This window comes from Streptomyces oceani (assembly GCF_001751245.1).
Classification (GTDB): Bacteria; Actinomycetota; Actinomycetes; order Streptomycetales; family Streptomycetaceae; genus Streptomyces; species Streptomyces oceani.
Map to the genome: position 1 here is coordinate 69,418 of NZ_LJGU01000137.1, position 25,062 is coordinate 94,479.

21 protein-coding genes and 1 pseudogene are annotated in these 25,062 nt (G+C 69.8%); 18 read left to right on the forward strand and 4 right to left on the reverse strand.

Annotated features, from left to right (window positions below; genetic code table 11):
- Positions 1-85: 85 nt before the first annotated feature.
- From AN216_RS31110 to AN216_RS19810, 7 genes are all read left to right on the forward strand, one after another.
- Positions 86-493 (forward strand): Ohr family peroxiredoxin, encoded by a 408-nt coding sequence (locus AN216_RS31110; RefSeq protein WP_107402045.1) that lies wholly within the window; start codon positions 86-88, stop codon positions 491-493.
- Positions 494-554: 61 nt separating this feature from the next.
- Positions 555-1,373, forward strand: coding sequence for an IclR family transcriptional regulator (locus AN216_RS19785; RefSeq protein WP_070198041.1), 819 nt, complete (start codon positions 555-557; stop codon positions 1,371-1,373).
- Positions 1,370-2,647, forward strand: a complete 1,278-nt coding sequence (locus AN216_RS19790) for a CaiB/BaiF CoA transferase family protein (protein WP_212732731.1) — start codon at positions 1,370-1,372, stop codon at positions 2,645-2,647. Before AN216_RS19785 ends, AN216_RS19790 begins: the two co-directional genes overlap by 4 nt.
- 68 nt (positions 2,648-2,715) lie before the next feature.
- Positions 2,716-3,621 (forward strand): cyclase family protein, encoded by a 906-nt coding sequence (locus tag AN216_RS19795; protein WP_244502538.1) that lies wholly within the window; start codon positions 2,716-2,718, stop codon positions 3,619-3,621.
- A complete protein-coding gene (locus tag AN216_RS19800; protein ID WP_070198042.1) occupies positions 3,614-5,071 on the forward strand; it encodes an MmgE/PrpD family protein in 1,458 nt (485 codons plus the stop codon). The genes AN216_RS19795 and AN216_RS19800 overlap by 8 nt, the downstream gene beginning before the upstream one ends.
- A gap of 4 nt (positions 5,072-5,075) precedes the next feature.
- Positions 5,076-6,551, forward strand: a complete 1,476-nt coding sequence (locus tag AN216_RS19805; RefSeq protein WP_070198043.1) for a dihydroorotase — start codon at positions 5,076-5,078, stop codon at positions 6,549-6,551.
- Positions 6,552-6,888: 337 nt separating this feature from the next.
- Entirely contained in the window at positions 6,889-9,951 is a 3,063-nt protein-coding gene (locus tag AN216_RS19810; RefSeq protein ID WP_070198099.1) for an AfsR/SARP family transcriptional regulator, read from the forward strand.
- Positions 9,952-10,025: 74 nt separating this feature from the next.
- Here the strand turns inward: AN216_RS19810 and AN216_RS19815 are convergent, their stop codons facing one another.
- The 3 genes from AN216_RS19815 to AN216_RS19825 form a co-directional block, all read right to left on the reverse strand.
- Positions 10,026-10,322 carry a hypothetical protein gene (locus AN216_RS19815; protein WP_070198044.1) on the reverse strand — a complete coding sequence of 99 codons (297 nt, stop codon included), beginning with the start codon at positions 10,320-10,322 and terminating at the stop codon, positions 10,026-10,028.
- An 850-nt stretch (positions 10,323-11,172) separates the two neighbouring features.
- Positions 11,173-12,159, reverse strand: a complete 987-nt coding sequence (locus tag AN216_RS19820; RefSeq protein WP_070198045.1) for a hypothetical protein — start codon at positions 12,157-12,159, stop codon at positions 11,173-11,175.
- Positions 12,156-12,386: a tautomerase family protein gene (locus tag AN216_RS19825; RefSeq protein ID WP_070198046.1), complete on the reverse strand. Its 231-nt coding sequence runs from the start codon at positions 12,384-12,386 to the stop codon at positions 12,156-12,158. The genes AN216_RS19820 and AN216_RS19825 overlap by 4 nt, the downstream gene beginning before the upstream one ends.
- Before the next feature lie 277 nt (positions 12,387-12,663).
- Here AN216_RS19825 and epsC point away from each other — a divergent pair, with 277 nt between their 5' ends.
- The 11 genes and pseudogenes from epsC to AN216_RS30330 all read left to right on the forward strand — a co-directional run bounded on the left by epsC (position 12,664) and on the right by AN216_RS30330 (position 24,573).
- On the forward strand, positions 12,664-13,371 hold the full coding sequence (gene epsC / locus AN216_RS19830) for a serine O-acetyltransferase EpsC (RefSeq protein ID WP_079166771.1): 708 nt from the start codon (positions 12,664-12,666) through the stop codon (positions 13,369-13,371).
- A 44-nt stretch (positions 13,372-13,415) separates the two neighbouring features.
- Complete coding sequence (locus AN216_RS19835; RefSeq protein WP_070198047.1) at positions 13,416-14,399, forward strand: PLP-dependent cysteine synthase family protein; 984 nt, start codon at positions 13,416-13,418, stop codon at positions 14,397-14,399.
- A gap of 2 nt (positions 14,400-14,401) precedes the next feature.
- The gene (locus AN216_RS19840) at positions 14,402-14,950 is read left to right on the forward strand and encodes a cupin domain-containing protein (RefSeq protein ID WP_070198048.1); all 549 of its coding nucleotides are present in this window, start codon (positions 14,402-14,404) and stop codon (positions 14,948-14,950) included.
- A gap of 55 nt (positions 14,951-15,005) precedes the next feature.
- Positions 15,006-15,962 carry a DMT family transporter gene (locus AN216_RS19845; protein ID WP_070198049.1) on the forward strand — a complete coding sequence of 319 codons (957 nt, stop codon included), beginning with the start codon at positions 15,006-15,008 and terminating at the stop codon, positions 15,960-15,962.
- A gap of 313 nt (positions 15,963-16,275) precedes the next feature.
- Positions 16,276-17,103, forward strand: a complete 828-nt coding sequence (locus tag AN216_RS19850) for a cupin domain-containing protein (RefSeq protein ID WP_070198050.1) — start codon at positions 16,276-16,278, stop codon at positions 17,101-17,103.
- 8 nt (positions 17,104-17,111) lie between these two features.
- Positions 17,112-18,971: an asparagine synthase (glutamine-hydrolyzing) gene (asnB, locus tag AN216_RS19855; RefSeq protein WP_070198051.1), complete on the forward strand. Its 1,860-nt coding sequence runs from the start codon at positions 17,112-17,114 to the stop codon at positions 18,969-18,971.
- On the forward strand, positions 18,968-20,068 hold the full coding sequence (locus AN216_RS19860; protein ID WP_070198052.1) for a PrpF domain-containing protein: 1,101 nt from the start codon (positions 18,968-18,970) through the stop codon (positions 20,066-20,068). Before asnB ends, AN216_RS19860 begins: the two co-directional genes overlap by 4 nt.
- Positions 20,047-21,282, forward strand: a complete 1,236-nt coding sequence (locus AN216_RS19865; RefSeq protein WP_070198053.1) for an acyl-CoA dehydrogenase family protein — start codon at positions 20,047-20,049, stop codon at positions 21,280-21,282. Before AN216_RS19860 ends, AN216_RS19865 begins: the two co-directional genes overlap by 22 nt.
- On the forward strand, positions 21,279-22,754 hold the full coding sequence (locus AN216_RS19870; protein WP_070198101.1) for a dihydroorotase: 1,476 nt from the start codon (positions 21,279-21,281) through the stop codon (positions 22,752-22,754). The genes AN216_RS19865 and AN216_RS19870 overlap by 4 nt, the downstream gene beginning before the upstream one ends.
- A complete protein-coding gene (locus AN216_RS19875) occupies positions 22,751-23,368 on the forward strand; it encodes a flavin reductase family protein (protein WP_070198054.1) in 618 nt (205 codons plus the stop codon). Before AN216_RS19870 ends, AN216_RS19875 begins: the two co-directional genes overlap by 4 nt.
- Positions 23,369-23,986: 618 nt before the next feature.
- Positions 23,987-24,573 (forward strand): annotated as a pseudogene (locus AN216_RS30330) (PD-(D/E)XK nuclease domain-containing protein).
- A gap of 338 nt (positions 24,574-24,911) precedes the next feature.
- Here AN216_RS30330 and AN216_RS30735 read toward each other — a convergent pair.
- Positions 24,912-25,037 carry a hypothetical protein gene (locus AN216_RS30735; protein ID WP_275522409.1) on the reverse strand — a complete coding sequence of 42 codons (126 nt, stop codon included), beginning with the start codon at positions 25,035-25,037 and terminating at the stop codon, positions 24,912-24,914.
- Positions 25,038-25,062 lie beyond the last annotated feature (25 nt).

The window sequence follows — 25,062 nt, forward strand, 5'->3', positions numbered from 1 at the left end:
GATCAGCGGGTTGGTCGACGGGGCGATCAGCGAATCGGTAGCCAGTTCCGGGCATCTGGCCTCCGACCCACCCGGTTACCGGACGCTGCACACCTCGCGGGTGACGGTACGCGGCGGCCGTACCGGCAGCGCCCGCTCGTCGACCGGTTCGCTGGACCTACCGCTCGTACGTCCCGGCGACCGGTCCGCCGGACAGGCGGGCACCGACCCCGAGGAACTGTTCGCCGCCGGGTACGCCGCCTGCTTCCGCAGCGCGCTGGAGGCGGTCGCTCGGCGGGAGAAGGTGAAGCTGGCCGGGGCCACCGTGACCACCGAGGTGACGCTCGGCGCGGTGGGTGACGCGTACGGCCTGGGCGTGACGTTGAGGGTCGACGCGAAGCTTCCGCCGGGGCGGTTGGCCGAGTTCGTGGAGCGGGCGCACCAGGTCTGTCCGTTCTCCCGGGCCGTACACGGCAACATACGGGTGACCACCCGGGTAGGCGGCGGAGGCTGACACCGGCCCCGCGCCCGCTCCCACCACACGGCCACCCCGGCCCTGACCAACGAGGTCTCTCATGATCACCGCACACCACAACGCTCCCGCCACGCAGACCCGTTCGACCATCGGCCGGGCCATCAACGTGATCGACGCCGTGGCCCGTGCCCCGCACTCCAGCGGAGTGTCGAACATCGCGCGGGAGACCGGGTTGTCCAAGGCGGTCGCCCATCGGATTCTGCGCGAGCTGGTGGCCTGTCAGTTCCTCGGTTTCGACGAGGAGAGCAAGCTCTACCAACTGGGGCCCGGCGCGCGCAGTATCGGACTCGCGGCCGTACGCGAGCTGGACATCCCGGCCGTCGCCCACCGGCACCTGGCGTATCTCACCGAGGTCACCGGCCAAACCAGCACCCTGTCGGTCCGTCAGGGCTGGTCCCGGGTCTACGCCGACCAGGTGCTCTCGCACCACGAGATAAGGATGTCGGTGGCGCTGGGGACCACCCACCCGTTGCACGCCGGTTCGTCCTCCAAGGCGATCCTGGCCGCGATGCCGGACTCGGAGATCGCGGACTACGTCGCCCATCACCGTCTGGACAGCGTCACGGAGGCGACCATCACCTCGGCCTCGGCTTTGTGGGAGGAGATCGCCCGAATCCGCGAACTCGGCCACGCCGCCAGCCTCGGCGAACGTCAGGTGGCGGCGGCCAGTGTCGCCGCGGCCGTGTACGGCGTCACGGGACAGGTGGTCGGTTCGGTGTCGGTGTGCGGCACCAAGGAACTGGTCCAGGGCGACGAACGACAGCAGTTGGGCCGCGCGGTCATCCGCGCCGCCGCGGACGTATCCGCTGATCTGGGCGCGGGCTCGCTCGCACCCGACGGTGAGGAGGAATCGACGTGAACCCGAGTACCGCGCACGAGCCCGGAACTCCCCCCGGGGAGGACCCCGCCGGCGGCGAGCCGCCCACGGACACCGTTCGTGGGCCGCTGCACGGCCTGCGGGTGGTGGACGTCTCCACCATCCTGGCGGGGCCGCTGTGCGCCCAACTGCTCGGCGACTTCGGCGCCGAGGTGATCAAGGTCGAACACCCGGTGGTCGGGGACGGGATGCGGGGTCACGGTCACAGCAAGGACGGCCATCCGCTCTGGTGGAAGGAACTGTCCCGCAACAAGCGGACCCTCGGGCTGAGTCTCTCCGACGCCGAGGGCGCCGAGGTGTTCCGACGCCTGGTCGCCACCGCCGACGTGCTGGTGGAGAACTTCCGTCCCGGCACCCTGGAGCGCTGGGGGCTGGGTCCTCACGAGCTGGCCGTCTCGCATCCCGGGTTGGTGACCGTACGCGTCACCGGCTTCGGCCAGCGGGGTCCGTACGCGGCACGGGCGGGCTTCGGCACCCTGGCGGAAGCGATGAGCGGCTTCGCCCACCTGACGGGTGAGGCGGACGGACCGCCCACGCTCCCGGCCTTCGGCCTGGCCGACAGCGTCTGCGGGATCGCCGCCTCCTCAGCCGCGGTGATGGCGCTCTACGCCCGAGAGCGGGACCCGCGGCGCCGGGGGCAGGTGATCGACATGAGTCTGCTGGAGCCGCTGATGACGGCCGTCGGACCCTCCCCCACCGTCTACCAGCAGTTGGGGCTGGTCGGGCAGCGCAACGGCAACCGTTCCAGCAACAACGCGCCCCGCAACACCTACCGCACCCGCGACGGGCACTGGGTGGCGATCTCCACCAGCGCCCAGGCCATCGCAGAGCGGGTCATGCGACTGGTCGGGCGGCCCGATCTGGTGACCGAGCCGTGGTTCGCCACCGGCGGCGGGCGGGCGGCCCACGCGGACGTGCTGGACGCGCCGGTCGCCGCCTGGATCGGGGCGCGCACCCGTGCGGAGGTGGTGACCGGGTTCACCGACGCCGGCGCCGCCGTCGCACCCATCTACGACGCCCGCGACCTGGTGTCCGACCCCCACGTGCGGCAGACCGAGATGCTCACCGAGGTCCAGGATGAGGATCTGGGCCCGCTGTTGATGCACAACGTGATGTGGCGGATGTCCCGCTCTCCCGGGTCGATCCGGTTCACCGGCCGGGCGTTGGGCGCCGACACCGACGAACTGCTGGTAAAGGAACTCGGGTTGGAGCAGGACGAGGTGACCCGGCTGCGTGACCGCCAGGTCGTCACCTGACCGCCGTCCCGGCCTCCCCACCGGTCCACCCGTGACCAGCCCTTCCCTCGACGAGAACGGACCCGACCGTGCGCACCACCGAAGCATCCGCCGCCCCAGACATCCCGGACACTCCCGTTGACGGTTCCTCCGACCCACTGCTCGATGCGGTTCGGGCGGGTGTGCGGGTGTACGACCTCGGCCGCCGGCTGACGATCGGCATGCCCCAGTCCCCCAACCACCCGGCGTACTGGCACACCCTGCCGCGTCGCCACGGCGACGCGGTACGCGGCGACGGTGGCTCGGCCGCCAACGACATGCTGGTCATGGGGACCCACGTCGGCACCCATATCGACGCCCTCGCCCATGTCTCGCAGGACGGCCGACTGCACGGCGGGGCGGACGCGGTCGAGGCAGGAACCGGCGGCCGGTACGCCGAGTTGGGCGTGCACACCATCGCTCCCATGATGCGGCGCGGCGTGCTGCTGGACGTACCCGCCGTGCTCGGCGAGCACTGCCCGCCCGGATACGAGATCACCCCCGAGGACCTCGACGCCGCCGAACGTGCCCAGGGCACCCCGGTACGGGAGGGGGACGTGGCCCTCATCCGCAGCGGCTGGGGGCGGCACTTCGACGACCCGGACCGCACCGTCTACATGGGCGCCGAGTCCGGGGTCCCCGGGGTCGGCGAGGCCGGGGCCCGGTGGTTGGCCGAGCGGAGGGTGCACGCCGCGGGCTCCGACACCATCGCCTTCGAACGCCTCGCCCCCGGCCAGGGTCACGCGCTGTTGCCCGCCCACCGAGTACTGCTGGTGGAAGCCGGCATCTACCTGGTGGAGACCATGAACCTGGAGGAGGTCGCCGCCGAGCGGGTGCACGAGTGCACCTTCGTGCTGGCCCCGCTCCCGCTGTACGGAGCGACCGGCTCGCCGGTCCGCCCCCTGGCCGTGGTCCCGGACCACCGGGCGTCCGCCACCGGCGGTCACCATGGCTGAACGTACCCTCGCGGACGAGCTGGCCGCCTTCGCCGCCGGCACCGACTTCCCCGACCTCCCGGCCGAGGTCACGGACGACGTCGGCGGTCGCGTCCTGGACGTCCTGGGCCTGTGCGTCGCGGCACGTACGCTCCCCACCAGCCAGGCCGTGCTGGAGTACGTCGCCGAGCAGGGCGGGGCGGCGCAGGCCAGCGCGCTCGGACACGGCCTCCCCCGACTGCCCGCGGCCCAAGCGGCGCTGGCCAACGGCGTACTGGCGCACTCGCTGGACTACGACGACACCCACCTGCCGTCCGTGCTCCACCCCAGCGCCTCGGTCGTCCCCGCCGCCCTCGCCACGGCCGAGCTGGCCGGAGCCGACGGCGCGCAGACCGTACGGGCCGTGGCACTGGGCCTGGAGGTCGCCGTACGGCTCGGCATGGCCGGGTACGACCGGCAGGCCGGCAACTCCACCTTCTTCGAGCACGGCCAGCACGCGACCTCCATCTGCGGCACTCTCGGTGGCGCCGTCGCCGCCGGGGTCTTGCTGGGCCTGGACCAGGAAGGGCTGCGGGACGTACTGGGCATGGCCGCGTCCACCGCCGCCGGGATCATCGAGTCCAACCGGACCGGCGGCACCGTCAAGCGGCTGCACTGCGGCTGGGCGGCCCACTCGGCGGTCACCGTCGCGCAGTTGACGGCCCGCGGCTTCACCGGGCCGCCGACCGTGCTGGAGGGGCGGTTCGGCTTCTTCGAGGCGTTCCTGCACGGGACGTACACGCCCACCGAGATCACCGAGGGTCTGGGAACCCGGTGGGCCGTGCCGGAGATCTTCTACAAGCCCTATCCGGCCAACCACTTCACCCACGCCGCCGTCGACGCCGCGTTGGAGCTACGCGCCCGCGGCCTCGCGCCGGAGCGTGTGGAGAGCGCCGTGCTCGGCGCGCCGGCACCCGTCCTGCGCACCATCGCCGAGCCGATCGAGCAGAAGCGGACCCCGGAGACCGGCTACCAGGCGCAGTTCAGCGGGCCGTACGCGATCGCCGCCGCGTTCTGTGGGCCGGGCAACGGCCTGGGGGTGACCCTCGCCGACTACACCGACGAACTAGCCCGCGATCCGCGCCGCCGGGACCTGATGTCCCGGGTCGAGGTGGTGCCGGACGACCGGGCGACCGAGATCTTCCCCCTGCAGTTCCCCGCCACGCTCACCGTCCGGGACACCGACGGTGAGGTCTGGTACGCGGAGGTGCTCGCGAACCGCGGCGGTCCCGGACGGCCGCTCAGCCCGGCGGAGCTGGGGCTGAAGTTCCGGGACAACACGTCCGGGACGCTGAGCCGGGAAGCGGCCGAGGCGACGCGCGCCGCGGCCGGCCGACTGGCGGAACTCCCGGATCTCCGGCCGCTGCTGGACCCCCTGATCACCGTGCCCGGCCCCCTCCCGGACACCCACTCCCCGTACGAAGGTAGGTAGCCTCATGTCCGAACACGACTACGACCTGCTCGTGAAGAACGCCCGGGTGGTCGATGCCGAGCACGACGAACCACGGAACGCCGACATCGCCGTCCGTGACGGCGTGGTGGCGCGGGTGACGCCGGAACTGCCCGCCGACAGCGCCGCTCGTACGGTGGACGCCGCGGGACGGCTCGCCTTCCCCGGCGTGGTGGACGGGCATCAGCACTGGGGCATCTACCACGAACTCTCCGAGGACGCCGCGGTCGAGAGCCGCGCCTGCGCGCAAGGCGGGGTGACCACCGCGCTGTCCTACATGCGCACCGGGCAGTACTACCTCAACAAGGGCGGACCGTACGGGGAGTTCTTCCCCGAGGTGCTGGCCGCCACCGAGGGTCGCCCGTACGTCGACTACGCCTACCACCTCGCGCCGATGAGCCGGGAACACATCGACGAGATACCGGAGCTGATCGAGCGGCACGGCGTGACGTCCTTCAAAGTCTTCATGTTCTACGGCAGCCACGGGCTGCACGGCCGTTCAGCCGACCAGAACTCCTTCCTGATGACGCCCGAGGGCGAGAGATACGACTACGCGCACTTCGAGTTCGTGATGCGCGGCATCCAGCGAGCGAGGCAACGCTTCCCCGAACTGGCGGACCGGATCTCGCTGTCCCTGCACTGCGAGACCGCCGAGATCATGACCGCCTACACCCAACTGGTGGAGGAGGCCGGCGAGCTGAACGGGCTGGCGGCGTACAGCGCCTCCCGGCCCCCGCACTCCGAGGGGCTGGCCGTCTCGATCGCCGCGTACCTCGCGCACGAGACCGAACTGCCCACCATCAACCTGCTGCATCTCAGCTCCCGCAAGGCTCTCGACGCGGCGGTGCGGATGTCCCGTGCCTTCCCGCACATCGACTTCCGCCGTGAGGTCACGATCGGGCACCTGCTCGCGGACGTCGACACCGCCAACGGGATCGGCGGCAAGGTCAACCCGCCGCTGCGCCCACGCGAGGACGTCGAGGCTTTGTGGGAGTACGTACTGGACGGGACCGTCGACTGGGTGGTCAGCGACCACGCCTGCTGCCGGGAGGAGCTAAAGTTCGGCACACCCGCGGAGGACGTGTTCCTCGCCAAGTCCGGTTTCGGCGGAGCGGAGTACCTGCTGCCGGGGCTGGTCACCGAGGGTCGGCGACGCGGGCTGTCCTGGGGGAGGATCGCCGCGCTCAGCAGCGCCAACCCGGCGCGTCGGTACGGCCTGGAGACCAAGGGCGCCATCGCCGTGGGCAAGGACGCCGACTTCTGTCTGCTGGACCCCGAGCGCACGTGCACCGTCCGAGCCGACGCCTCCGAGTCCGCCCAGGAGTACACGCCGTTCGAGGGCTTCGAGTTGACGGCGCAGGTCACCGACACCTTCCTGCGCGGGCGGCATGTCCTGCAGGACGGCAAGGTCGTCGGCGAACCAGCCGGTGCTTACGTACGGCGTGCGGGACCGCCGAACTGACCGGTTGGCCACCGCCTTCGGACCGTCGGCACCGCCCGGCGGGTCCGGCCAGCCCAGAGGGCTCACCCGGTCCCGCCGACGGGTCGGCACGGCTTTCGGGAACACTGCCCCGTACTCCACGTCCGCATCTCCCTCACCTGCGGCCTTATTTGCTGGCGTCACCTCAAGAGGCCCCACTCGTGGCCGTGTTAGGGACTTGAAGCCATGCGGCGGGTGGCCGTCTTGTCACTCGATGCGAGGCCCTGATGTGATGGCCCGTTGGGAGGCAGGAACGGAGAGCGTCGGCTATTCGTGGGTGGGGCAGCAGCCGCTCCGGGGCCCGCTGGAGGGAAGCAGCATGGACGAAACCACAGAGGCGCGCAGATTGCAGTTCCGAATTCTGGGCTCGTTCGAATGCTGGGATGGGACCGAGCGCATCCGAGTGGGCGGCCCTGTGCATGAAAAGGTTCTCGTCACTCTCCTACTGGAACCTCAACGCGTGATTCCGGTTTTCCGTCTGATGGAAGCCGTCTGGGAGGAGGACGCGCCCGCCACCGCCTCCCACCAGATACGCAAGGCTGTGGCGGAGCTGCGTCAGCGCATTCCCGACGGACGTGATCTGATCGTCACCGAGGGGCCGGGTTACCGGGTGCTGACCACACCTGACCAGGTGGACCTCAGCAGGTTCACGGAGGGATTGGAACAAGCCAGGAACGCCACCGCCGCTGGACAGAGCGCGTACGCCGCCGCGACGCTGCGCGAGGCCCTCGCCTTGTGGCGGGGCCCCCTGCTCGCCGGCAGCGGAGGAACGGTTCTCACCGCCGTCTCCGCCGCCCTGGAGGAACGCCGGCTGACAGCCGTCGAGCAACTCTTCGACCTGCGGCTCGCCGCAGGCGAGAACAGTGAGCTTATCGGCGAGCTAAGAGAGTTCATCGACACACACCCGTTGCGCGAAACGCTGAGGGGCCAGCTCATGCTCGCCCTCTTCCGCTCCGGACGGCAGGCTGACGCGCTGGAGGAGTTCGCCAAGGTCCGCGAGTTCCTGATCGACGAACTCGGCATCGGCCCCGGCGACGCGCTCACCGAGCTGCACAACGCCGTGCTGCGCAACAGCCCGGAGCTCGCCGCCCCGCCGCTGCCCACCGCTGCTCCCTTCACCCCGCAGCACAAGCCCGCCGTCCTCCCCTACGATCTGCGCGACTTCACCGGCCGGGAGGAGGAAGTCCGGGAGCTGCTTGGATTCGTGGAGCAGGCCCCGGGCACCGGGCCACTGATCGTCGCGATCGACGGCATGGGCGGAAGCGGCAAGACCTCCCTCGCCGTGCGCGCCGCACATCAGCTGGCGGAGAACTACCCCGACGCGCAGCTCTACATCGACCTGCGCGGGTTCACACCCAACGGCCTGCCCCTGACTGCGGGCGCGGCAGCCGAGGCCCTCTTACGCATGCTCAGTGTGCCCGGTGACCGCATTCCGGACGACGCGGAAAGCCGCATCGCTCTGTGGCGGCGCACCATGAGCACCCATCGGATGATCTTGCTGCTCGACAACGCCGTGGACGCGTCCCAGGTCAGGCCTCTCCTCACCTCGCCTACCGAAACCCTCGTCCTTGTCACGAGCCGTGCACTGCTCGTGGACCTCGACGCCGCCCACACCGTATCCCTGGATGTCATGCCGCCGAGCGACAGCGCCGCCCTCGTGGAGAGCGTGCTCGGCCGGACTCGCGCGGGGGCCGAGCCGGAGGCCGTCGAACAGTTGGTGGAGCTGTGCGGTCACCTTCCGTTAGCCCTGCGCATAGCGGCCGCCCGGCTGCGCAAGCGGCCCCGCTGGACCGTCCGGTACCTGGTCGACCGGCTCCGTGACGACGTTCATCGGCTGGCCGAGCTCAACTCGGGGGAGCGCAGCGTCGAGGTGACGCTACGACTCTCCTATGAGGGACTGACTGCCGAGACTCGGGAGGCGTTCCGGCTCCTCGGCCAGCATCCGGGAGCCGAGATCGACACGTACGCCGCCGGCGCCCTGCTCGACAAGGGAGTCCGAGAGGCGGAGGAGGTCCTGGAATACCTCCTTGACATGCACCTGCTCCAGCAGCACGAGACCGGTCGGTACGCCTTCCACGACCTCGTCCGCAGCTTCGCGCACAACCTCTCGCGCGGCAGCGCACGCCCCGTATCGGAACCTGACGGCGGGAACGGCTCCGAGGCCGACAGCGGCCAAGAGGCCACACGCGCGGTGGTCCGGCTCCTCGACTTCGCGTTGGCTGCCACCGACGCCGCCTGTGACCTGCTCTTCCCCGGGCGTGTTCGAACAGACCGCCCCGAGCATCGGCCAACGACCGCCGAACTCCCTCCTCTCGACACCGTCGCCCAGGCCCGGGAATGGCTGGAGCGTGAGCAGGACTCGCTGCTGGCCGCCGTGTCGCTTGCGTACCGCTGGGAGATGGACAGTCATGTGGGACTACTGGCCGCCAACGTTGTTTTCCCCCTCGACCTGCGTGGGCGCCTTGAGGAGTTCGGAGAGCTGGGCCGCATCGCGGTCACTGCCTCCCGTCGGCTCGGCGACTCGGCTCTGCTGCGGCTCAGTCTGTCCAATCTCTCGGTGGCCTGCTGGAAGCTCGGGCGCTTCAAGGAGGGCATCGAGATGTCGGAGGAGGCGTTGGCCCTGGCCGTCAGTCTCGACGACCGACGTGGCGAGGCGAAGGACACCGGCGTCCTGGGTCTCCTGCTCAGCACCATGGGACGGTACGAGGAGGCGCTACCACGGTTGCGACAGTCCATCCAGATCAAGCGGCAGTTGGGGGCGGATCGAGCCGAGGCCGAATCCCTGACCAACCTCAGCAGCTTGTACGCCGAATGGGGGCGGTTCCCGGAGGCGGTGGAGGCCGCCACCCGCGCCGTCGCTCTGTCCCGCAGCATCGGTTCCGTCGACAAGGAAGTCGAGGGACTCACCGACCTGGCCGTCGCCATGATGGGTCTTGGCGAGGCCACCGAGGCCGCCGACCTCCTGGCCCGCGCGCGCGAGCTGGCTGTGGACATCGTCTCCCCCGCTGACATGTCCTTCCTCCTCGCCCTGTCAGCCGATGCCGCCGACTGGCTCGGCCAAGACGGCCAGGCCACGGAGTGGGCGGAAGCGGCCCTCAATCTGGACGATCTCAGCGGGGCACCGATGTGCGAGGCCGCCGTCGGCAACATCATCGGCCGACTGCACTCCCGTAACGGCCGGTACTCCACGGCACGCGACCTCCATACGCGGGCCCATGACGCGGCCTCACGCATCGGCTACCGCATCGAGGAGGCGCGCGCGCTGGCCGGCATGGCTCACGTTCTGGAGCACCTCGGAGAACGAGGAGCGGCCATGGCACACCGAGAGACGGCGCTCGAGGCCTTCGACGCCATGGGCATCCCTACGGCCACGACGACTTGACGTCGTCTCAGAGGCCGGGGCGCTGGGAGACCTGCTGTAACCGGGTGCCGAGTCGTTTCCGGGCAGGAAACGTGTCAGACCATCACGCTGGACGAGGCGACCACGTTGGGACCCTCACCACCCAGGACAGGCACCACGTTGGGACCCTCACCACCCAGGACAGGCACCACGTTGGGACCCTCACCACCCAAAACAGGCACCACGTTCGGACCCTCACCGGAGTCCGTTCCGTCCCGGGTGACGGAGTGCCCGGTGACCAGGGTGCCGGGAGAGGCGCCCTGCGTCACGGCCTCCGAGGAGGCAGCGCCTCCTCCGCCCGTGAAAACGGCCGCCGTGAGGATTCCCACCATCGTGAACACCGAGTTCCGCATCGTTTCCCGCCTTCTGAAGTGGTCTTTCGGGGCGTTCCTGCTGACGGGAATGACATTCGCGTGCCCCGCTCCCTGGACGTTCCGTTTCCGCTACCACCCTCACCCGGTAGCCGGGAACGCGACAGGAACCCGTGGTCCGAGCGGGGAAAGCTCCCCGGGAAGGTGATTACGCGATTCTTCAAGGTGCTGGACCGGGAGAGCGGCAGCAGCGTGGGGGCTACTCGGGTGGTTGTGTCCCCTACCACGGCGTACGGGTGTAGCGGAGCTGGGAGGGCCGGCACGACCGGTCAGGTCATCCGAGTTGGCGGAGCGTGACTGGCTGCGTGCGGCCGGGGCGGGAGACGCCGCTGCGCGGGTCGAGGCCCACGGAGGCAGGGCCTGGGGTGTGACCGCGCGATCGGGAACAAGACCGGACCACACGCGTAGCCGTGGCGTCAGAATCGTCTCCTGCCGCAGTCGAGGCGGAGCTGCACCCTCGGTTCCTCGCGGTGACAGAGCACGGGGCGACCGCTGACACGCGGCCCGGCCGCCGGTAGCTACGGACGATCGAGCGTACTGGGGCGCCGACCGGCGTCCTTGGTCAACCGTGAGAGCGATGCCCGTTTCGGTGGAGGACGTCCCTCAGTCGCATCGGGCGCGCCGGGTGGGTACGGAACCTTCACCGTCCGTCAACGGCGCCCGGGACCGCGAACACGTCGCCGGGACCTCAACGGCCGACCGCGCAAGGCGCTCGGCGGGAGAAAACCAGCCGAGCGCCTGCGCAATCTGCTGACGAACCCATGGGCCATCAGGTTTGGCGCGACCGAGAACCACCCTCCTCGTCCGAGGCCCTCCCGGGCCGGACGCGAGGTCAGACCGGCCGGCCGAGCACGGCGGCCGTCCGGACGGCGAGTTCGGCGGGGGTGAGGGCGGTGAGCAGGACGTGCCCGTCCCGCACCTCCTGTACGTTCGCGAAGTCCGTCATCCGCTCGGAGCCTGCGGATGTATCGGGCAGGGGTACGGCGACGGCGTAACCCACTGGTGTTGCCGCCTCCACATGCTTGCCCGACAGAGCACGCACGAGTTCCTGCTCCGCTACGAGCCCCGTGGTCAGTTCGATCAGCCGGGAGGCGGGCCAGCCCGCCTGTCGCGGCAGCGCGTCAACGACGCGCGGTCCCTGCTCCGTGCGCGCAACGCGCGTGAAAGCGTACCCGAACTCGTACCCGACGAGGTCGAGGAGGCCCGTGGCCAGAGCCCTGATCTCCGCCCCTTCCGGCCCTGTGATCGGGGCGGGGAAGGTGTGCAGGGCGACGCCGTCGCCTGCGGCAGCATCGTACCCATCAGCCGGGGCCGAGAAGGAACCGGGGGCGGCCTCGAGCTCCCTCCGCCCAGTGAAGCGGAGTTCCACGATGCCGGTGACCCGGTGCATGCCCTCGGCCGTCAGCGTCTCCACGCCGTATTCGACGTCGTACCGCGGCGGTCCGCCCCCCGGCTCGGCGGACGAAGTCAGCGCCTGCCACTGGGGGCCACTGCGGTTCAACAGGTCCCTGACCTCCGTAGCGTCGGCGAGCAGCCGAGCAGCGGAGGCGGGGTTCGGTGACACCCCCAGTTGCTCGGCTGTCTCCAGTACGGCGGGGTGGGTGCTCGCCTCTCCGCAGGCGATCAGCATGCCCACTCGGTGGGCGCGCACGGTCTCCCTCAGGTGGGAGCGCAGTTCGACGTCCGTGAATCCGGCCGTGTCGGCGATCTGGGCGACGTGGTACCCGGCTTCCGTCGCCGCGGACTCCAGACGAGGTGTGGGGTGGACGAGGAGGAGGCGCCGGGAGTCGGTGATCCCACAGCGGGCGGATTCCGTCATGGCCGCGGTTCCCCTGTGTCCGGGTCGGGCTGGGCGGCGGGGGCGAGCACGTCGGCGAGTACGCCGCCCTTCCCCCAGTGGCCGGGGTCCACATCCCGCACGATGACGGTGACCGCTTCCTTGGGACATCCGGCCACGCGGGACACGCAGGCGGTCACTTCGTCGACCAACTCCTCGCGTTGTCCTCGGTCGTTCCCTTTCCACCAGTCAACGGAAATCACAGGCACGGGAAGCTCCTTCTGTTCGAGGTACGGGAGTCGACGAAAGTGCGACAGCGCGTCGGCGCGGGAGCACCAGTCATCCGACGGGCGGCCGATGGCGCTCAGTCAAGCGTGGTTTCTGCCGTTCCCGGATGCTTCCCGCGACGTTCCCCACTCGTTCCCCACACGTTGCGTCGAAGGCTACGACGGTCCCGTCGGACGGGAACGGTCCGGGATTCCAGCGGGAAGTCCGCCCGGCACGCTCTGTTCCAGTCATGAGGCCCACCCCGCCCCTGGAGCCACGATGAGCCTGCTCAGCCCGACGAGACCGGAACCGAATCCGGCCCCCGGCCCCGCACTGCCCGGCCCGGCCATCACCGACGGCCCGAAGGGAGCCACCCCCGCGTCCCGCACGCCCCGTATTCTCTCCGCGCTGCGCGAGGACCTCGCCGTCGTCGTGGCCCGCGACCCGTCAGTGGGGAGCGGGAGAGAGGCGCTTCTCCACCCCGCCCTCACCGCGTTGTGGGCCCACCGGGTCGCTCACCGCATGCACGGCCGCGGCCTGCGTATCCCCGCCAGGCTGCTGGCCCGGTGGGCGCGCCGGGTGACTGCTGTCGAGATCCACCCCGGGGCCGTTCTGGGCCGCAGGGTCTTCATCGACCACGGCGCCGGAGTCGTGATCGGGGAGACCGCCGTCGTCGGTGACGACGTGACCATGTACCACCAGGTCACGCTCGGCGCGGTCGGGTGGTGGAGCGACAACGAACGTCCCGAGGGCGACCGTCGCCATCCCGTCGTCGGCAGCGGTGTCATCCTCGGCGCCAACGCCACCGTTCTCGGTCCGGTGACCCTCGGGGACCGGGCGGTCATCGGCGCCCAGGCCCTCGTGAACAAGGACGTCCCGGGCGATGCCCGGGTGCTCGCGCCCACCGCCGTGATCAAGGAACCCGGTCACCGGCCGAAGCACATGGAGGACGTCTTCACCGTGATCGCCTCCGCCGGCTCCTGGTGACACCCCGGTCTCCCTACCCGCCCGTTGACTTCACCGATTGCGAGATGACGACCATGACAATCACCGCACCGGCCCCCCTGAACCGCGTCCTTCCCTCCCGTCCGGCCATCGCCTCGCGCATCGAGGACCTGGTCGGCTTCACCCCCTTGCTGGAGCTGCGTCTGCGCGAACTGGCGCCGGGCGCCAGGGTGCTGGCGAAGCTGGAGTCCGCCAACCCGATGTCCTCCAGCAAGGACCGCGCCGCCCTCCACATGCTGCGCGCCGCCGAGGAACGCGGCGCGCTCCAGCCCGGCGGCACCGTCATTGAGGCGACTTCCGGGAACACCGGGATCTCACTGGCCGCGTTCGCCGCCTCCCGCGGCTACCGCTGTGTGATCGTGCTCCCGGACAACGCCACGATCGAACGGGTCAAGCTGCTGCGCGCGTTCGGGGCGGAGATCGTCCAGACGCCGAGCTCGCTCGGTTACTCGGGAGCGATCGCCGAGGCTGAGCGGTTGCACGCGGCCACCCCGGGTTCCTGGTTCCCGTGCCAGCACGAGAACCAGGACAACGTGCGGACTCACTACGAGACGACCGGTCCTGAGATCCACGAAGCCGTATCAGCCGTGGGCCAACGCGTCGCGGCCTTCGTGTGCGGGGTGGGCACCGGCGGCACACTCTCCGGCGTCGCCCGCTGTCTGAAGGAGCACGACCCGGATGTGCGGGTGATAGCCGTCGAGCCCGAGAAGTCCCCGCTCCTGTCCCAGGGGTACGCCGGCCAGCACCGCATCCCCGGCCTCAACGGCGGTTTCGTCGCCGACACGACCGACGTCTCTCTCATCGACGAGGTCCTCGCGGTCTCGGACGAGGACGCCCTTCGAACCGCTCGCCGACTGGCCACCACTCAGGGTCTCTTCTCCGGTGTCTCGTCCGGGGCGGCCGCGTACGCCAGTGAACGAGTCGCCCGCCGGCACGAGTTCGCCGGAGGTGTCGTGGTGACGCTGCTGCCGGACACCGGCGAGCGCTACCTGAGCATGTGGGAGGACTGAGCATGAGCCACGCGATGTTCCGTGCGTACGCGGACGCGGTGAAGGCCGAGATCGGGGTCACCACGACCACCCGCTTCATCGCCCTTGCCGAGACAACCAGCGGGCGCTTCGGCCTCTTTCATCACTCGATGCTGCCGGGCGCCGCTGGAGCGGACCCGCACTACCACTCCCGGATCTCCGAGTCCTTCTACGTGCTGAAGGGCGAAGTGCGTCTGCACGACGGTACCGGCTGGCGCACCGCCCGTGCCGGAGACTTCCTGCACGTGCCGGAGAACGCGGTGCACGGCTTCCGCAACGAGAGCGACGCACTCGCCGAGATGCTGATCCTCTTCACTCCGGCCGAGCACCGCGAGGGCTACTTCGAGGGCCTGGCCGCTCTGCTCGCCGACGGCAACCGCCCGTCCCGTGAGGAGATGGTCGCCCTGATGGAGAAGTACGACCAGTTCGAGGTCGAGGCCCCGGACACGGATCACGACCTCAAGCACAAGCACACGCACGGAGGCGGGTCCGACCACCACCCCGAACCAGACGTCGCGCACCACCGCCACTGACCGGCAAGGCACCACTCGCCCTGCCCGCTTCCCCGACTCTCTCGAGGAGATCACCATGAACATCGCCAACTGGGGCCGTTTCGGTCTGCTCGCCGCCCTGTGGGGCTGCAGCTTCGCCTTCATCAAGATGTCGCTGGAAACCTTCGCGCCCCTGCAACTCGCCTCGGGGCGACTGGTCGTCGGTGCCCTCGTCGTCCTCGGCATCCTCGCCATGAAGCAGCTGACCCTGCCCTCACGCGCGCTCTGGGGACACATCGCCGTCGCCTCCGTCTTCGGCAACGTCATTCCCTTCACCCTCTTCGCCGTCGGCGAGCAGTACACCACCGCGACCATCGCCGGTGTCATCCAGGGCGCTACCCCGCTCATCACGATGGGTGTGGCCGCTCTCGCACTCTCCGATGAGAAGCCGACGAAGCGTAAGGTGGTCGGTCTGGTCGGCGGGTTCCTCGGGCTGATCGTGGTCGTGGGGCCGTGGAACACCGACGGCTTCGGCACGATCGGCGGTCAGCTCGCCTGCGTCGGTGCCGCTGCGAGTTACGCCGTCAGCTTCGTGTACATCCGCCGCTTCATCGGCCCCCACAAGCTGCCGGCTCTCTCCGTGACCGCAGCCCAGCTGGGTGCGGCCTCCGTCATCACGGTGCTGCTCACCACGTTCGTGACCGGCTGGACACTGCACGGAGACCTCACCGCCAAGCCGCTGTTCGCCCTGCTGGCCCTCGGCGCCGCCTCCACCGGTATCGCCTTCGCTCTGCTCAACCGCCTGATCGCGGAAGCCGGTCCGACCACGGCATCCGGCGTGAACTACCTCGTGCCGGTGTTCTCCGTGGCCGTCGGCGTACTGGCTCTGGGCGAACCGCTGTCCTGGAACGTGCCGGTGGGCGGTGTCATCGTCATCGCCGCGCTCGCCCTCGCGGAGGGTCGGATCTCGGCCCCGTCCCAGCCCGCCAAGCCGGCACCAGCGTCACCGGCCCCGCGCGACCGTGACCGTGTGCCGGAGAACTCTCGCTCGTAGCACCGCCGCCGTACACAGGCACGCCTCAACGAGCCGGGGCCGGCGCGGACACCCTTTCCAGGGTCCGCGCCGGCCCCGGCTCGTTCCCGTCTCACGGCCCCGAATGGCCATGTTCACGTGGGGTGTTGCGGCTACGCGACGGGGCGAGCGGGCGAGGAACGGTTCCCGGCCACCTCCTTCGCCCCGGTAGCGATGCGGGAGTGCGACAGGACCGGTCAAGGCGAATCTCGGTGCACAGGACGAAACCAGGCCCCGACCGTCTGGTTCTCCCGGCTTCTTCCCGCCTCCTCCTCGTTCCTAAGGAGCACTTCGCATGACACGCACAGCCACCTCGCAATCGTTCGCCGCTCCCCCTCTCGGGGACGCCCGGATAGTCTCGGCAGACGACTTCGTCTTCGCCCCGCTGCCCGGGGGGCGCACCGCAGTCGCCACCCCGGTCAGCCCCGCCGCGGGCTCCACACACGTCACGCTGCACGTCGTACGGATCGCGTCGGGCGAGTCCTTCAGCCCCGATTCGAGCGTCGAGGAGGAGAACACCGCGGTCGTCTTCGAGGGCCGGGGGTCCGCCACTGTCGGTTCTCGCAGTCACCGCATCGAGCGGGCCCACGCCGTGTACGCCCCCACTGGCCAGGCGCTGAGCCTCACGGCCGACACGGAGGGGCTGACCGTCTACGTCTGGCGCACACCACTCACGGCTGGGCGCCAGCCCGGCACGGACCCCGAGCCCTTCTCCACCCTCTGGGACGAGACCACTCAGTTGCGCGGATTCGGCGGCACCGGCCAGATGGCCCCCGACTCCGACCGCGCCACCATGAACTTCGTCTTCTGGCCCGGCAACGGAAGCAGCCAGCTGTGCCTGCACTGCGGCATCCAGCAGCCGGGCCAGACGTTCAACGTCCACCTGCACCCCGACAGCGACGAGGCGTTCATCGCCTTCGAGGGCGTCGGGCAGATGTACCTGCGCGACCGCTGGATCGATGTCGCCCCGGGGGACGTCCTGTACGCCGCGCCCGGCGTCCTGCACGGGGCCCGTAACCCACACACCGGTCCCGAGGCCCAGCGCTTCGTGACCTGCGGGGGCCCCAGCCCCTACGACCCGGCGCTCTACTCGGCCGCCGGCCTCTCCTCCGAGGTCAGGTGATGTGAGCCATGTGCCGTATCCACGGATCCTTCCACGCCCGTACCACCGATGAGGAGATGCGCCGTGTCGCCGCCCTTCAGCACCATGGCGGCCCGGACGCCCAGTCCTTCGCCCAACGCCCGGGCTGGGCCCTCGGCAACAACCGGCTCTCGATCATGGACCCCGAGGGCGGAGCCCAGCCCTACCGTCTCGGGGACATCACGGTCGTCTTCAACGGCGAGCTCTACAACCACGACCGGCTGCGCGCCGAACTCGTGCGGCGGGGTTTCCACTTCGAGGATCGCTGCGACGGAACGATCCTTCCCGCGCTGTACCTGACCTACGGGGAACGCTTCGCCGAGTACCTCGACGGCATGTTCTCCGTCGCCGTACTGGACGGGCGCCGGGCCCCGCGTCTGGTGATCGCCACTGACGCCTCCGGCATGAAGCCGCTGTACTACCACTGGGAGGAGCGCAGCGGCCGGTTCCACTTCGCCTCGGAGCTGCCCGCTCTCCTCGGCTTCTCCGACGTGCGGCCTTACGAGGACGAACTGGGCCTGCACACGTACCTGTCGGCCAAGACCCCCTTCGGCCACCGGACCATGTTCCAGGGCATCGACGTCCTCCCCCCGGCCGTCACCGCGGTTGTCACCCGCGACGAAGGCCTGCGCCTCACCTCCCGGCGGATGGGACACGAGTCCGCACCACCGGTCGACGAGAAAAGGAGTCTGCCCCGGGCAGGGCAGGAGCTGCGCGGGCTGCTGGCTCGCGAGGTCTCGCGGTTGCTCGTCGCGGACGCGCCGGTCGCCACCATCACCTCCGGCGGGCTCGACTCCAGCCTGGTCACCGCGCTCGCGGCACGTGCCCTACACGACCGAGGCGCGAGCGGGGCTCTGCACACCTTCAACATCGCCTACACGGGCGACTGGCCCGGGGACGAACGGGCCTTCGCCACCGAGGTGTCCCAGCACACCGGGACGGTGCACCACCAGGTGGAGATCGACCCGGCCACCTTCCCCGACCTGATGGGAGATGTCGTACGGCACCTCGGCCAACCCAACGCCGACCCGATCACCCTCAGCACGTTCTCGCTGTTCCGGGCGGTACGCGACGCCGGGTTCAAGGTCGCCCTCACCGGAGACGCCGCCGACGAACTCTTCGGCGGATACGGACGCATGACGCAGGCGCTCGCCGCACCCGCGGGGGCGGACTGGGCCGGCGCCTACCTCGACCACCTGGCCGCGGTGCCACACTCCCTGCGTCAGCAGCTGTACACCGCTGAGTACGCCGCCCACGTGCGCTCCAACGGCACGTCCGCCGTACCGCCCGGGCTCACCGAGACGCTCAGGCACGGAACGGGCAGCCGGCTCCAGCGAATCACCCGGATCGAACAGCGCTACCGGCTGCCCGCCTACCACCTCCGCCGAGTCGATCACCTGTCGATGGCCAGCTCGGTGGAGACCAGGCTTCCGTTCTGCCAGCCCAGCGTGGTGCGCTTCGCGGCGACGCTGCCCGACCAACACCGCACCGTTCCCGGTGTCGGAGTCAAGCGCGCGCTGTACCAGGCGGCCGACGGGCTGCTGCCGAGCAGTGTCCTGAATCGGCCCAAACAGCCGTTCACCCTGCCGATCACGGCGATGCTGGCCCCAGGCCAACGGCTGTGGGCGATGGCCCGCGACGTCCTGTCCCCCCAGGCCCTGCGTGCCGACGGAAGGCTGCGGCATGAGGTGGTGAACGCTCTGTTCGCCGAGCAGGAGGCCAGACCCTCCGACGGCAGCTCGCTGGCTCTGTGGGCCTTGATGTCGCACCAGATGTGGCGCGGTGAGTTCTTCGGCCCGTCCACCGGTGCGAACGCGCGCTCGCGTGAACCGGCGGTGGTGGCCGTATGAACGTCTCCCTGGCCAAGGCGCACGGAGCGCCCTGCCCCACCGCAGTGCTCGACGGCCGCGACTTCCCCCAGTCCGATCCCCAGTTGCTGAACGCCCTTGCCGACCTGCGGGGCGAACTGGCCGGTCAGGGCTCGGGGCACGTGCTCAAGAACGCCATCGTGCGGCCTTCCCGACACCCGCTGTTCGATCTGGACTATCGATTCGTTCAGTCCCTTCCAGAGAGCCACGACAGCTTCGACCTGCGCGGTTCCTGCGGCCACTCGATCCTGGCCGCCGTCGAGGCAGCCGCCCGCACCGGCATGATCCAGCCGCTGGTACCGGGCTGCCGAGTCCGGGTCAACGTACTCAACAACGGTGACAACGTGGTGTGCGAGACGGAGGAGACATCCGACGGCGGCACCCGGTTCACGGCGCATTTCCTGTGTTCGCCGCCCTTGAGGCTGCCGGAACTCCTGATGACCGGCGAGCAGGTGACTCAAGTCCCCTTCGAGGGCCGGTACGTGCCCGTCTCCCTGGTGTCGATGGGCAACTCGTACGCCTTCGTCGACGCGTCGCATTTCGGCGTCGACGGACCTGACTCCCTCTTCGGAGACGACCCCGGGCTGTTCGACGCCATGACTCGGCTGCGGATCGCCGTCTGCGAGTCGCAGGGTTGGGACACCTTCGGGGCCTTCCCGAAGATCGCGGCGCTGCTCCCACAGGAGGGCGGCGGTCTGTTCGTACGGGCCGTGTCCGTGCCGTCCTGGCATCCCACGGTCGCACTGACCGGCGCCATCTGCCTGGGCACCGCCGCCGGTATCGCGGGCACCGTGCCCTGGTCCCTGGCGGGGCAGGCGGCCCAGGATCCCGACGCGCTGCTGCGGGTCAGCACCCCCGGCGGCTGCGTTCGGGTGGCCGCTCGCTCCACGCACGGCCCGGACGGGCAGCGCAGGCTCGCCTGGGTGTCAGTAGCCGAGAAGCAGGTCGAGTACCGGGGGCTGCTGCCCTGTCCCCAGCTCGTGGGTTCCAAGCCCTCTTCCGTCGCCTCACGCATCTCCCCACTCACCCCGTCCAACTCCGTATCCGAGGAGGCCCCGTGGGTTCCGCTGACAGCCTGACCGCCGTGCGCGACAGCGCCGGGCCGCGGGCGATGTCCGACACATTCGCCGAAGATCCGTTTCCGGCCGGTGCCCGCCAGGCCGGGCGCTCCGCCCCCGCTCTCCCGACCCCCGAAACACTGGAACGTCTGGCTGCCTGCGCCGAGGCGGCCGACCTCGCCGGAGAACCGGACCGTGCGGCGGTCGAGGTGCTCCGAAGGAGCGGCCTGCTGGCACTGGCCGTGCCGAAGTCCCACGGCGGAGCCGGCGCCGACGCGGTGGTTCTCAACACCTGTGTCGAACAGGTCGCTTCTGTGAACGCCTCGGCGGCGATCATGCTCTTCCAGCACTGCGCGGTGACCAGCCGGATCGTCGAGAACGGCACGTTCGCCCAGCACCGCGAGGTGCTGCCCAAGCTGGCCGACGGCCGGTGGTTGGCGGCTTCGGCCTGGTCAGAGAGCGCGGCGGGCGCCGACAAGAAGAACCTCGGGACCCTGGCGCACCGCACGCCCGACGGGGCTTGGCTCTTGGACGGTGCCAAGTCCTTCACCACCAGTGCGGGCCTCGCGGACGTCTATCTCGTCCTGGCGCAGTCGCAGGAGGAGTCCCCGGACTCGGGGCCCGGCTCTTCTCGGGACACCGGGTACGGGGCGGCCGGACAGACGTTCTTCCTTATTCCGGGCGATCACCCGGGCCTGGTGCCCGACACCTCGATGCGACTGGCCGGGATGCGCGGCTCGGCCACCGGCTTCGTGTCCGTGCGGGAGTGCCGCGTACCGGATTCCGCGCGCCTCGGTGCCCCGGGTGTCGCGGCGTCCATCATCGCCCGGGTCCGTAACAGCGGTGCCTCGCTCGGCGCCGTCGCCGTGGGCATCGCCCAGGCCGCTCTCGACGCGGCCCACGCGCACGCGGAGCGCCGTGGGCTCTACGCCCACCAAGCCGTCCGGCACCGACTGGTCAACCTGGCCACTCAGGTCGAGTCCGCACGCGCGGTGGTGGAGCGGGCAGGTCGCCGTACCTCGGCCGACCCCGGGATGACCACGCTCTTCTCCAAGCTGGCCGCCTCCGCGGCAGCGGAACGGGTGGTAGCGGACGTGGCCCGATTCCTGGGATCGGCCGGCTACGTCGAGACACATCCGATCAACCGGTTCGGGCGCGACGCCCGTGCCGTCGCACTGATGGGACCGACCGACGACCTCTGCAAGGAACTGGTGAGTCTGCCGTGGAACCGATGAAGACCTCTCCCGCCTCCCCGACGTCCCCTGCTTCCCCTCAGCCGTCCGCCGAGGTCGACCTGGTGGTGGAAGGAGGCCGGCTGGTCACCCCGGGAGGCGTCCGCGACGGCAGCGTCGTCGTCCGGGACGGTCGCGTGGCGGCGATCGTCACCCCGGGCGGGCCGCTACCCTCCGGGCCGCGCCTCAACGCCGAGGGCAGGTACGTCCTGCCAGGGCTCATCGACTCCCACGTGCACTTCCGCACTCCTGGCCTGGAGCACAAGGAGACTTGGGAGAACGGCAGTCGGGCCGCCCTCGCCGGGGGCGTCACAACGGTTATGGACATGCCGAATACGCGGCCTCCGTCGCTCGACACGGCGGCCCTGCGAGCGAAAGCGGCCCTGATCGCGGGCCGCTCCCATGTGGACCACCGGTTCCACATGGGAGCCGATCCCGATCACCCGGAGGTACTCACCGACCTCGATCCGGCGGTGGCGACCTCCGCGAAGGCGTTCATGGCGGGTCACCACACCGCACCGGTGGTCTTCCGTGAGGCGTGGCAACTGGAGGCGGCCTTCGCCGCCGCGGCGCGCGGTGGGGTACGCCTCGTGCTGCACTCCGAGGACCAGCACGTCTTCGACCTGCTCGACTCCCACGGCGGTGACCCCGAGTCGTACGACGCCTACGAGCCACACCGGCCGCGCTCCGGGGCGATCGTCGCCGTCGCGAAGGTCGTCCATCTGGTCCGGACCCACGGCACCAAGGTCCACGTCCTGCACGTGTCGTCGGCCGAGGAGACGGATCTGCTGGTGGCCGCCGCGGCCGAGGGGCTCCCCATCACCTTCGAGGTCACCGGGCACCATCTCGCGTTCACCGACCACGACACCGCCCTGCGCGGTCCCCGCACTCGGCTCTCCCCGGCAATCCGCGCTCCGCGCGACCGTGAGCGGCTCTGGCGGGCCGTGCTCAACGGCGAGGCATCCACCATCGGCAGTGATCACGCCCCGCACACCGTCGAGGAGAAGAACCGCCCTCCGGCCGAGGCACCCCCGGGACTGCCCGGGGTCCAGGAGTTGGCCATCTCCGTGTGGACGGGCCTGCTCGCTCGGGGCGTTGACACCGATACCGCGGCAAGCCATCTCGCGCGGCTGATGGGGACGGGTCCCGCGGACTTGTTCGATCTGACCGGAAAGGGCCGGCTGACGGTCGGCGCGGACGCCGATCTCTCCCTCCTCGACCCGTCCGCCCGTTGGCAGCTGTCGGCGGCGCACGTCGAATCACTGTGCGGCTGGTCGGCCTACGAAGGATGGATGTTCACCGGACGATTCACCACGGTGGTGACCGGTGGACGAGTGGCCTGGGATCTGGAGCGCGGAACGCTGGGCGAGCCTCACGGCCGTTGGCTGGCAGGGCGCGACACGTCCGAACCGGCGCCGCCCGGGGCGCAGTCTCCGGCAGCGCCCGCCCGAGAGCTGGAAGGGGCCATCCGATGAGTGTCACAGACCTGCCGACCGAACCCGCCACGACCTCGTCCACCCGGCTCGAACCCGGGACACCGAACAGCACAGGACCCGAGGGGCCCGGCATGCCGGGCTCGGTGATGTCCCGCGACATCTCCGCCGACCAGTTCCGTGCCGCGATGGCCTCTCTGGCAGCCCCTGTCACGGTGGTGACCTGCTACGACTCGGCGGGAACCCCTCGGGGGCTGACAGCGAGCGCGGTCTCCTCCTTGTCCCTGGACCCTCCGCTGCTGCTGGTCTGCCTGGACCGGGGGTCTCGCACCCACGACGTGCTCACCTCGGCGGAGACTTTCACTCTCCATCTGCTCAGCCCGGAGAACGAGGAGTTGGCGAAGAAGTTCGCCGGCCCCACCGACCAACGGTTCGGGAACGTCCCGCTGGCATCCGGGCCTAGCTCCCGACACGCGCCGCAACTGGCCGACTGTGCACTGCGGTTGACCTGCGCACGGCACGATGTCATTGAGGCGGGGGACCACACGATCCTGGTGGGGCGAGTTGCGGCGTCCGACTGCCTGGGCCGGCCGGCAGGAGGTCTGGTCTGGCACCACAGGGGTTTCGCCCACGCGAGGCCGGTGGAGGTCCGCTGACCGGGCGAGCCCGGACCACCCCGCAGTCTGCCCGGCCGGTCACCACCGGCTGGGCAGACTGCGTTCGCCTACCTCGCTCGTGTCACTCACACCTTGGCGGATGCGACCGTGTTCTCCCGGTCCGAGCCCACGTCGCCGACGAAGGGGACCCTGGATCTGGAACGCCTTGATCGCACACGCCGTGGACATCCCTCGCCACGGGCAGTCCGTAGTTCCTGATGACCGTGAGACGACATACGCCCTGATACCCCGCCAGGAATGCGGAACCGGGGCTTCTTCCCGCGCTTTCCTCGCGGTTGACGGAAGCTCAAGAGCGACCGTAGGTAACCTGACGTCATGACACCTCCACCCACTGCGGGCTCACTCGCCTCACTGCTCGGGGAGCTGAGGAACCTGGAGGAGCTCGGCCGCCAGGCACAAGGGTGCGACGAGGAACTCGCCGTATCGGCAGCCTGCGAACTGCGTGAACGCTACCCCCGGTGGTATGCAACAGCCCTCGCCGCAATGCCTGTGACCTTCCACAAGGAATTCAAGCGTGAGTACGAAGGACACTACCCCTACCAGAAGATCAAGCACTTCTTGAACGGGCCACGTGACAAATGGGCCCTCTATCTGAAGATGCCGAAGCCACTGCGGAGCCATGGCCCGTGGCAATACCCCCTTGAACAGAGCTTCCTCGGCCCGCTGGGCGAGCAGCGACGGTTGCTTCTGCTCGCGCTCCCTCAAGAGGACGGTGGCGGGAAAGCGCTGCCCACGCTCTCACTCCTCGCCGGCCTGACCGAACGCCTTCCCAACGCTCTGGCAGTGTTGGGGCGGGAGCAGCACGGGCGCGTCGGCCTCCCAGTCAACGACGAGTACGACCTGCAGCGGATCCTGCATGCTCTGCTGGTGCTGCACTTCGAGGACGTTCGCCCGGAGGAGTCCACCCCGAGCAGGGCAGGGGGCGCCTACCGCATCGACTTCTCTTGCGGAGGGAACGGGTGGCGGTGGAAGCCAAGTTGGCCAGCCATTCACTGAAAGGGAAACGGCTCAGGGACCAGATCGTCCAGGACGTTTTCGGTTACAGAAAGCATCCGGATGCACAGGCTCTCTTCGTTGCCGTATACGATCCGATGCACGTGGTGGACAATCCTCGGGGATTCGAGGACGACCTCGACGAAGAAGCATCTGCCTTCCCGGTCAGAGTTACCGTCGCCGACGGCTGAGTTCACCGGGCTGAGCCCGAGCTCTTCGGCAGGTTGCTCACGGTGTTTCGGCGCGAAGGCGCCTGGTCCTCGTCAGGGGCGCCTTCGCGATCTTACCCTCGTGGCCAAGGTGACGGTCTTCGAAAAGGCCGCGCGCCATTGGGGTCACCGAGGCAAGCATCAGCGGCGTCCTCGAAGGCCGCTGTGTCAAGCAGCGCGAGTCGGTGCGAAGCCCTGGGCCTTCAGCCCGTCCCGGTCAGCCGCAAACCGGAACGGGCTCGCCGCGGTGGACGCCGCTCTCGATGGGTTGGCCTCAGGTGATACCGCGCATGTGGCAACCGAACTTGGGACGTTCTTGTTCAGCCCAGGAACGACAGGCGCACCTTCCGCTCCGGATCATCCACGTTGGTGTCCGCCAACCTCCGCAAAACAACCGTCAGCATAGCCAGTGAGTAGCCGGCGACCAGTGTCTTCTGAGATACCACCCTTTCGCTCCGGACGCAGAGGCCA

What these genes read in the sequence shown, in the direction of transcription:
- AN216_RS19805 (WP_070198043.1), top strand. Translation starts at nt 5,076, where the DNA reads ATGTCCGAACACGACTACGACCTGCTCGTGAAGAACGCCCGGGTGGTC.
- AN216_RS19850 (WP_070198050.1), top strand. Translation starts at nt 16,276, where the DNA reads ATGACACGCACAGCCACCTCGCAATCGTTCGCCGCTCCCCCTCTCGGG.
- AN216_RS19800 (WP_070198042.1), top strand. Translation starts at nt 3,614, where the DNA reads ATGGCTGAACGTACCCTCGCGGACGAGCTGGCCGCCTTCGCCGCCGGC.
- AN216_RS19835 (WP_070198047.1), top strand. Translation starts at nt 13,416, where the DNA reads ATGACGACCATGACAATCACCGCACCGGCCCCCCTGAACCGCGTCCTT.
- AN216_RS19810 (WP_070198099.1), top strand. Translation starts at nt 6,889, where the DNA reads ATGGACGAAACCACAGAGGCGCGCAGATTGCAGTTCCGAATTCTGGGC.
- AN216_RS19820 (WP_070198045.1), bottom strand. Translation starts at nt 12,159, where the DNA reads ATGACGGAATCCGCCCGCTGTGGGATCACCGACTCCCGGCGCCTCCTC.
- AN216_RS19870 (WP_070198101.1), top strand. Translation starts at nt 21,279, where the DNA reads ATGAAGACCTCTCCCGCCTCCCCGACGTCCCCTGCTTCCCCTCAGCCG.
- AN216_RS19875 (WP_070198054.1), top strand. Translation starts at nt 22,751, where the DNA reads ATGAGTGTCACAGACCTGCCGACCGAACCCGCCACGACCTCGTCCACC.
- epsC (WP_079166771.1), top strand. Translation starts at nt 12,664, where the DNA reads ATGAGCCTGCTCAGCCCGACGAGACCGGAACCGAATCCGGCCCCCGGC.
- asnB (WP_070198051.1), top strand. Translation starts at nt 17,112, where the DNA reads ATGTGCCGTATCCACGGATCCTTCCACGCCCGTACCACCGATGAGGAG.
- AN216_RS19860 (WP_070198052.1), top strand. Translation starts at nt 18,968, where the DNA reads ATGAACGTCTCCCTGGCCAAGGCGCACGGAGCGCCCTGCCCCACCGCA.
- AN216_RS19845 (WP_070198049.1), top strand. Translation starts at nt 15,006, where the DNA reads ATGAACATCGCCAACTGGGGCCGTTTCGGTCTGCTCGCCGCCCTGTGG.
- AN216_RS19840 (WP_070198048.1), top strand. Translation starts at nt 14,402, where the DNA reads ATGAGCCACGCGATGTTCCGTGCGTACGCGGACGCGGTGAAGGCCGAG.
- AN216_RS19785 (WP_070198041.1), top strand. Translation starts at nt 555, where the DNA reads ATGATCACCGCACACCACAACGCTCCCGCCACGCAGACCCGTTCGACC.
- AN216_RS19815 (WP_070198044.1), bottom strand. Translation starts at nt 10,322, where the DNA reads ATGCGGAACTCGGTGTTCACGATGGTGGGAATCCTCACGGCGGCCGTT.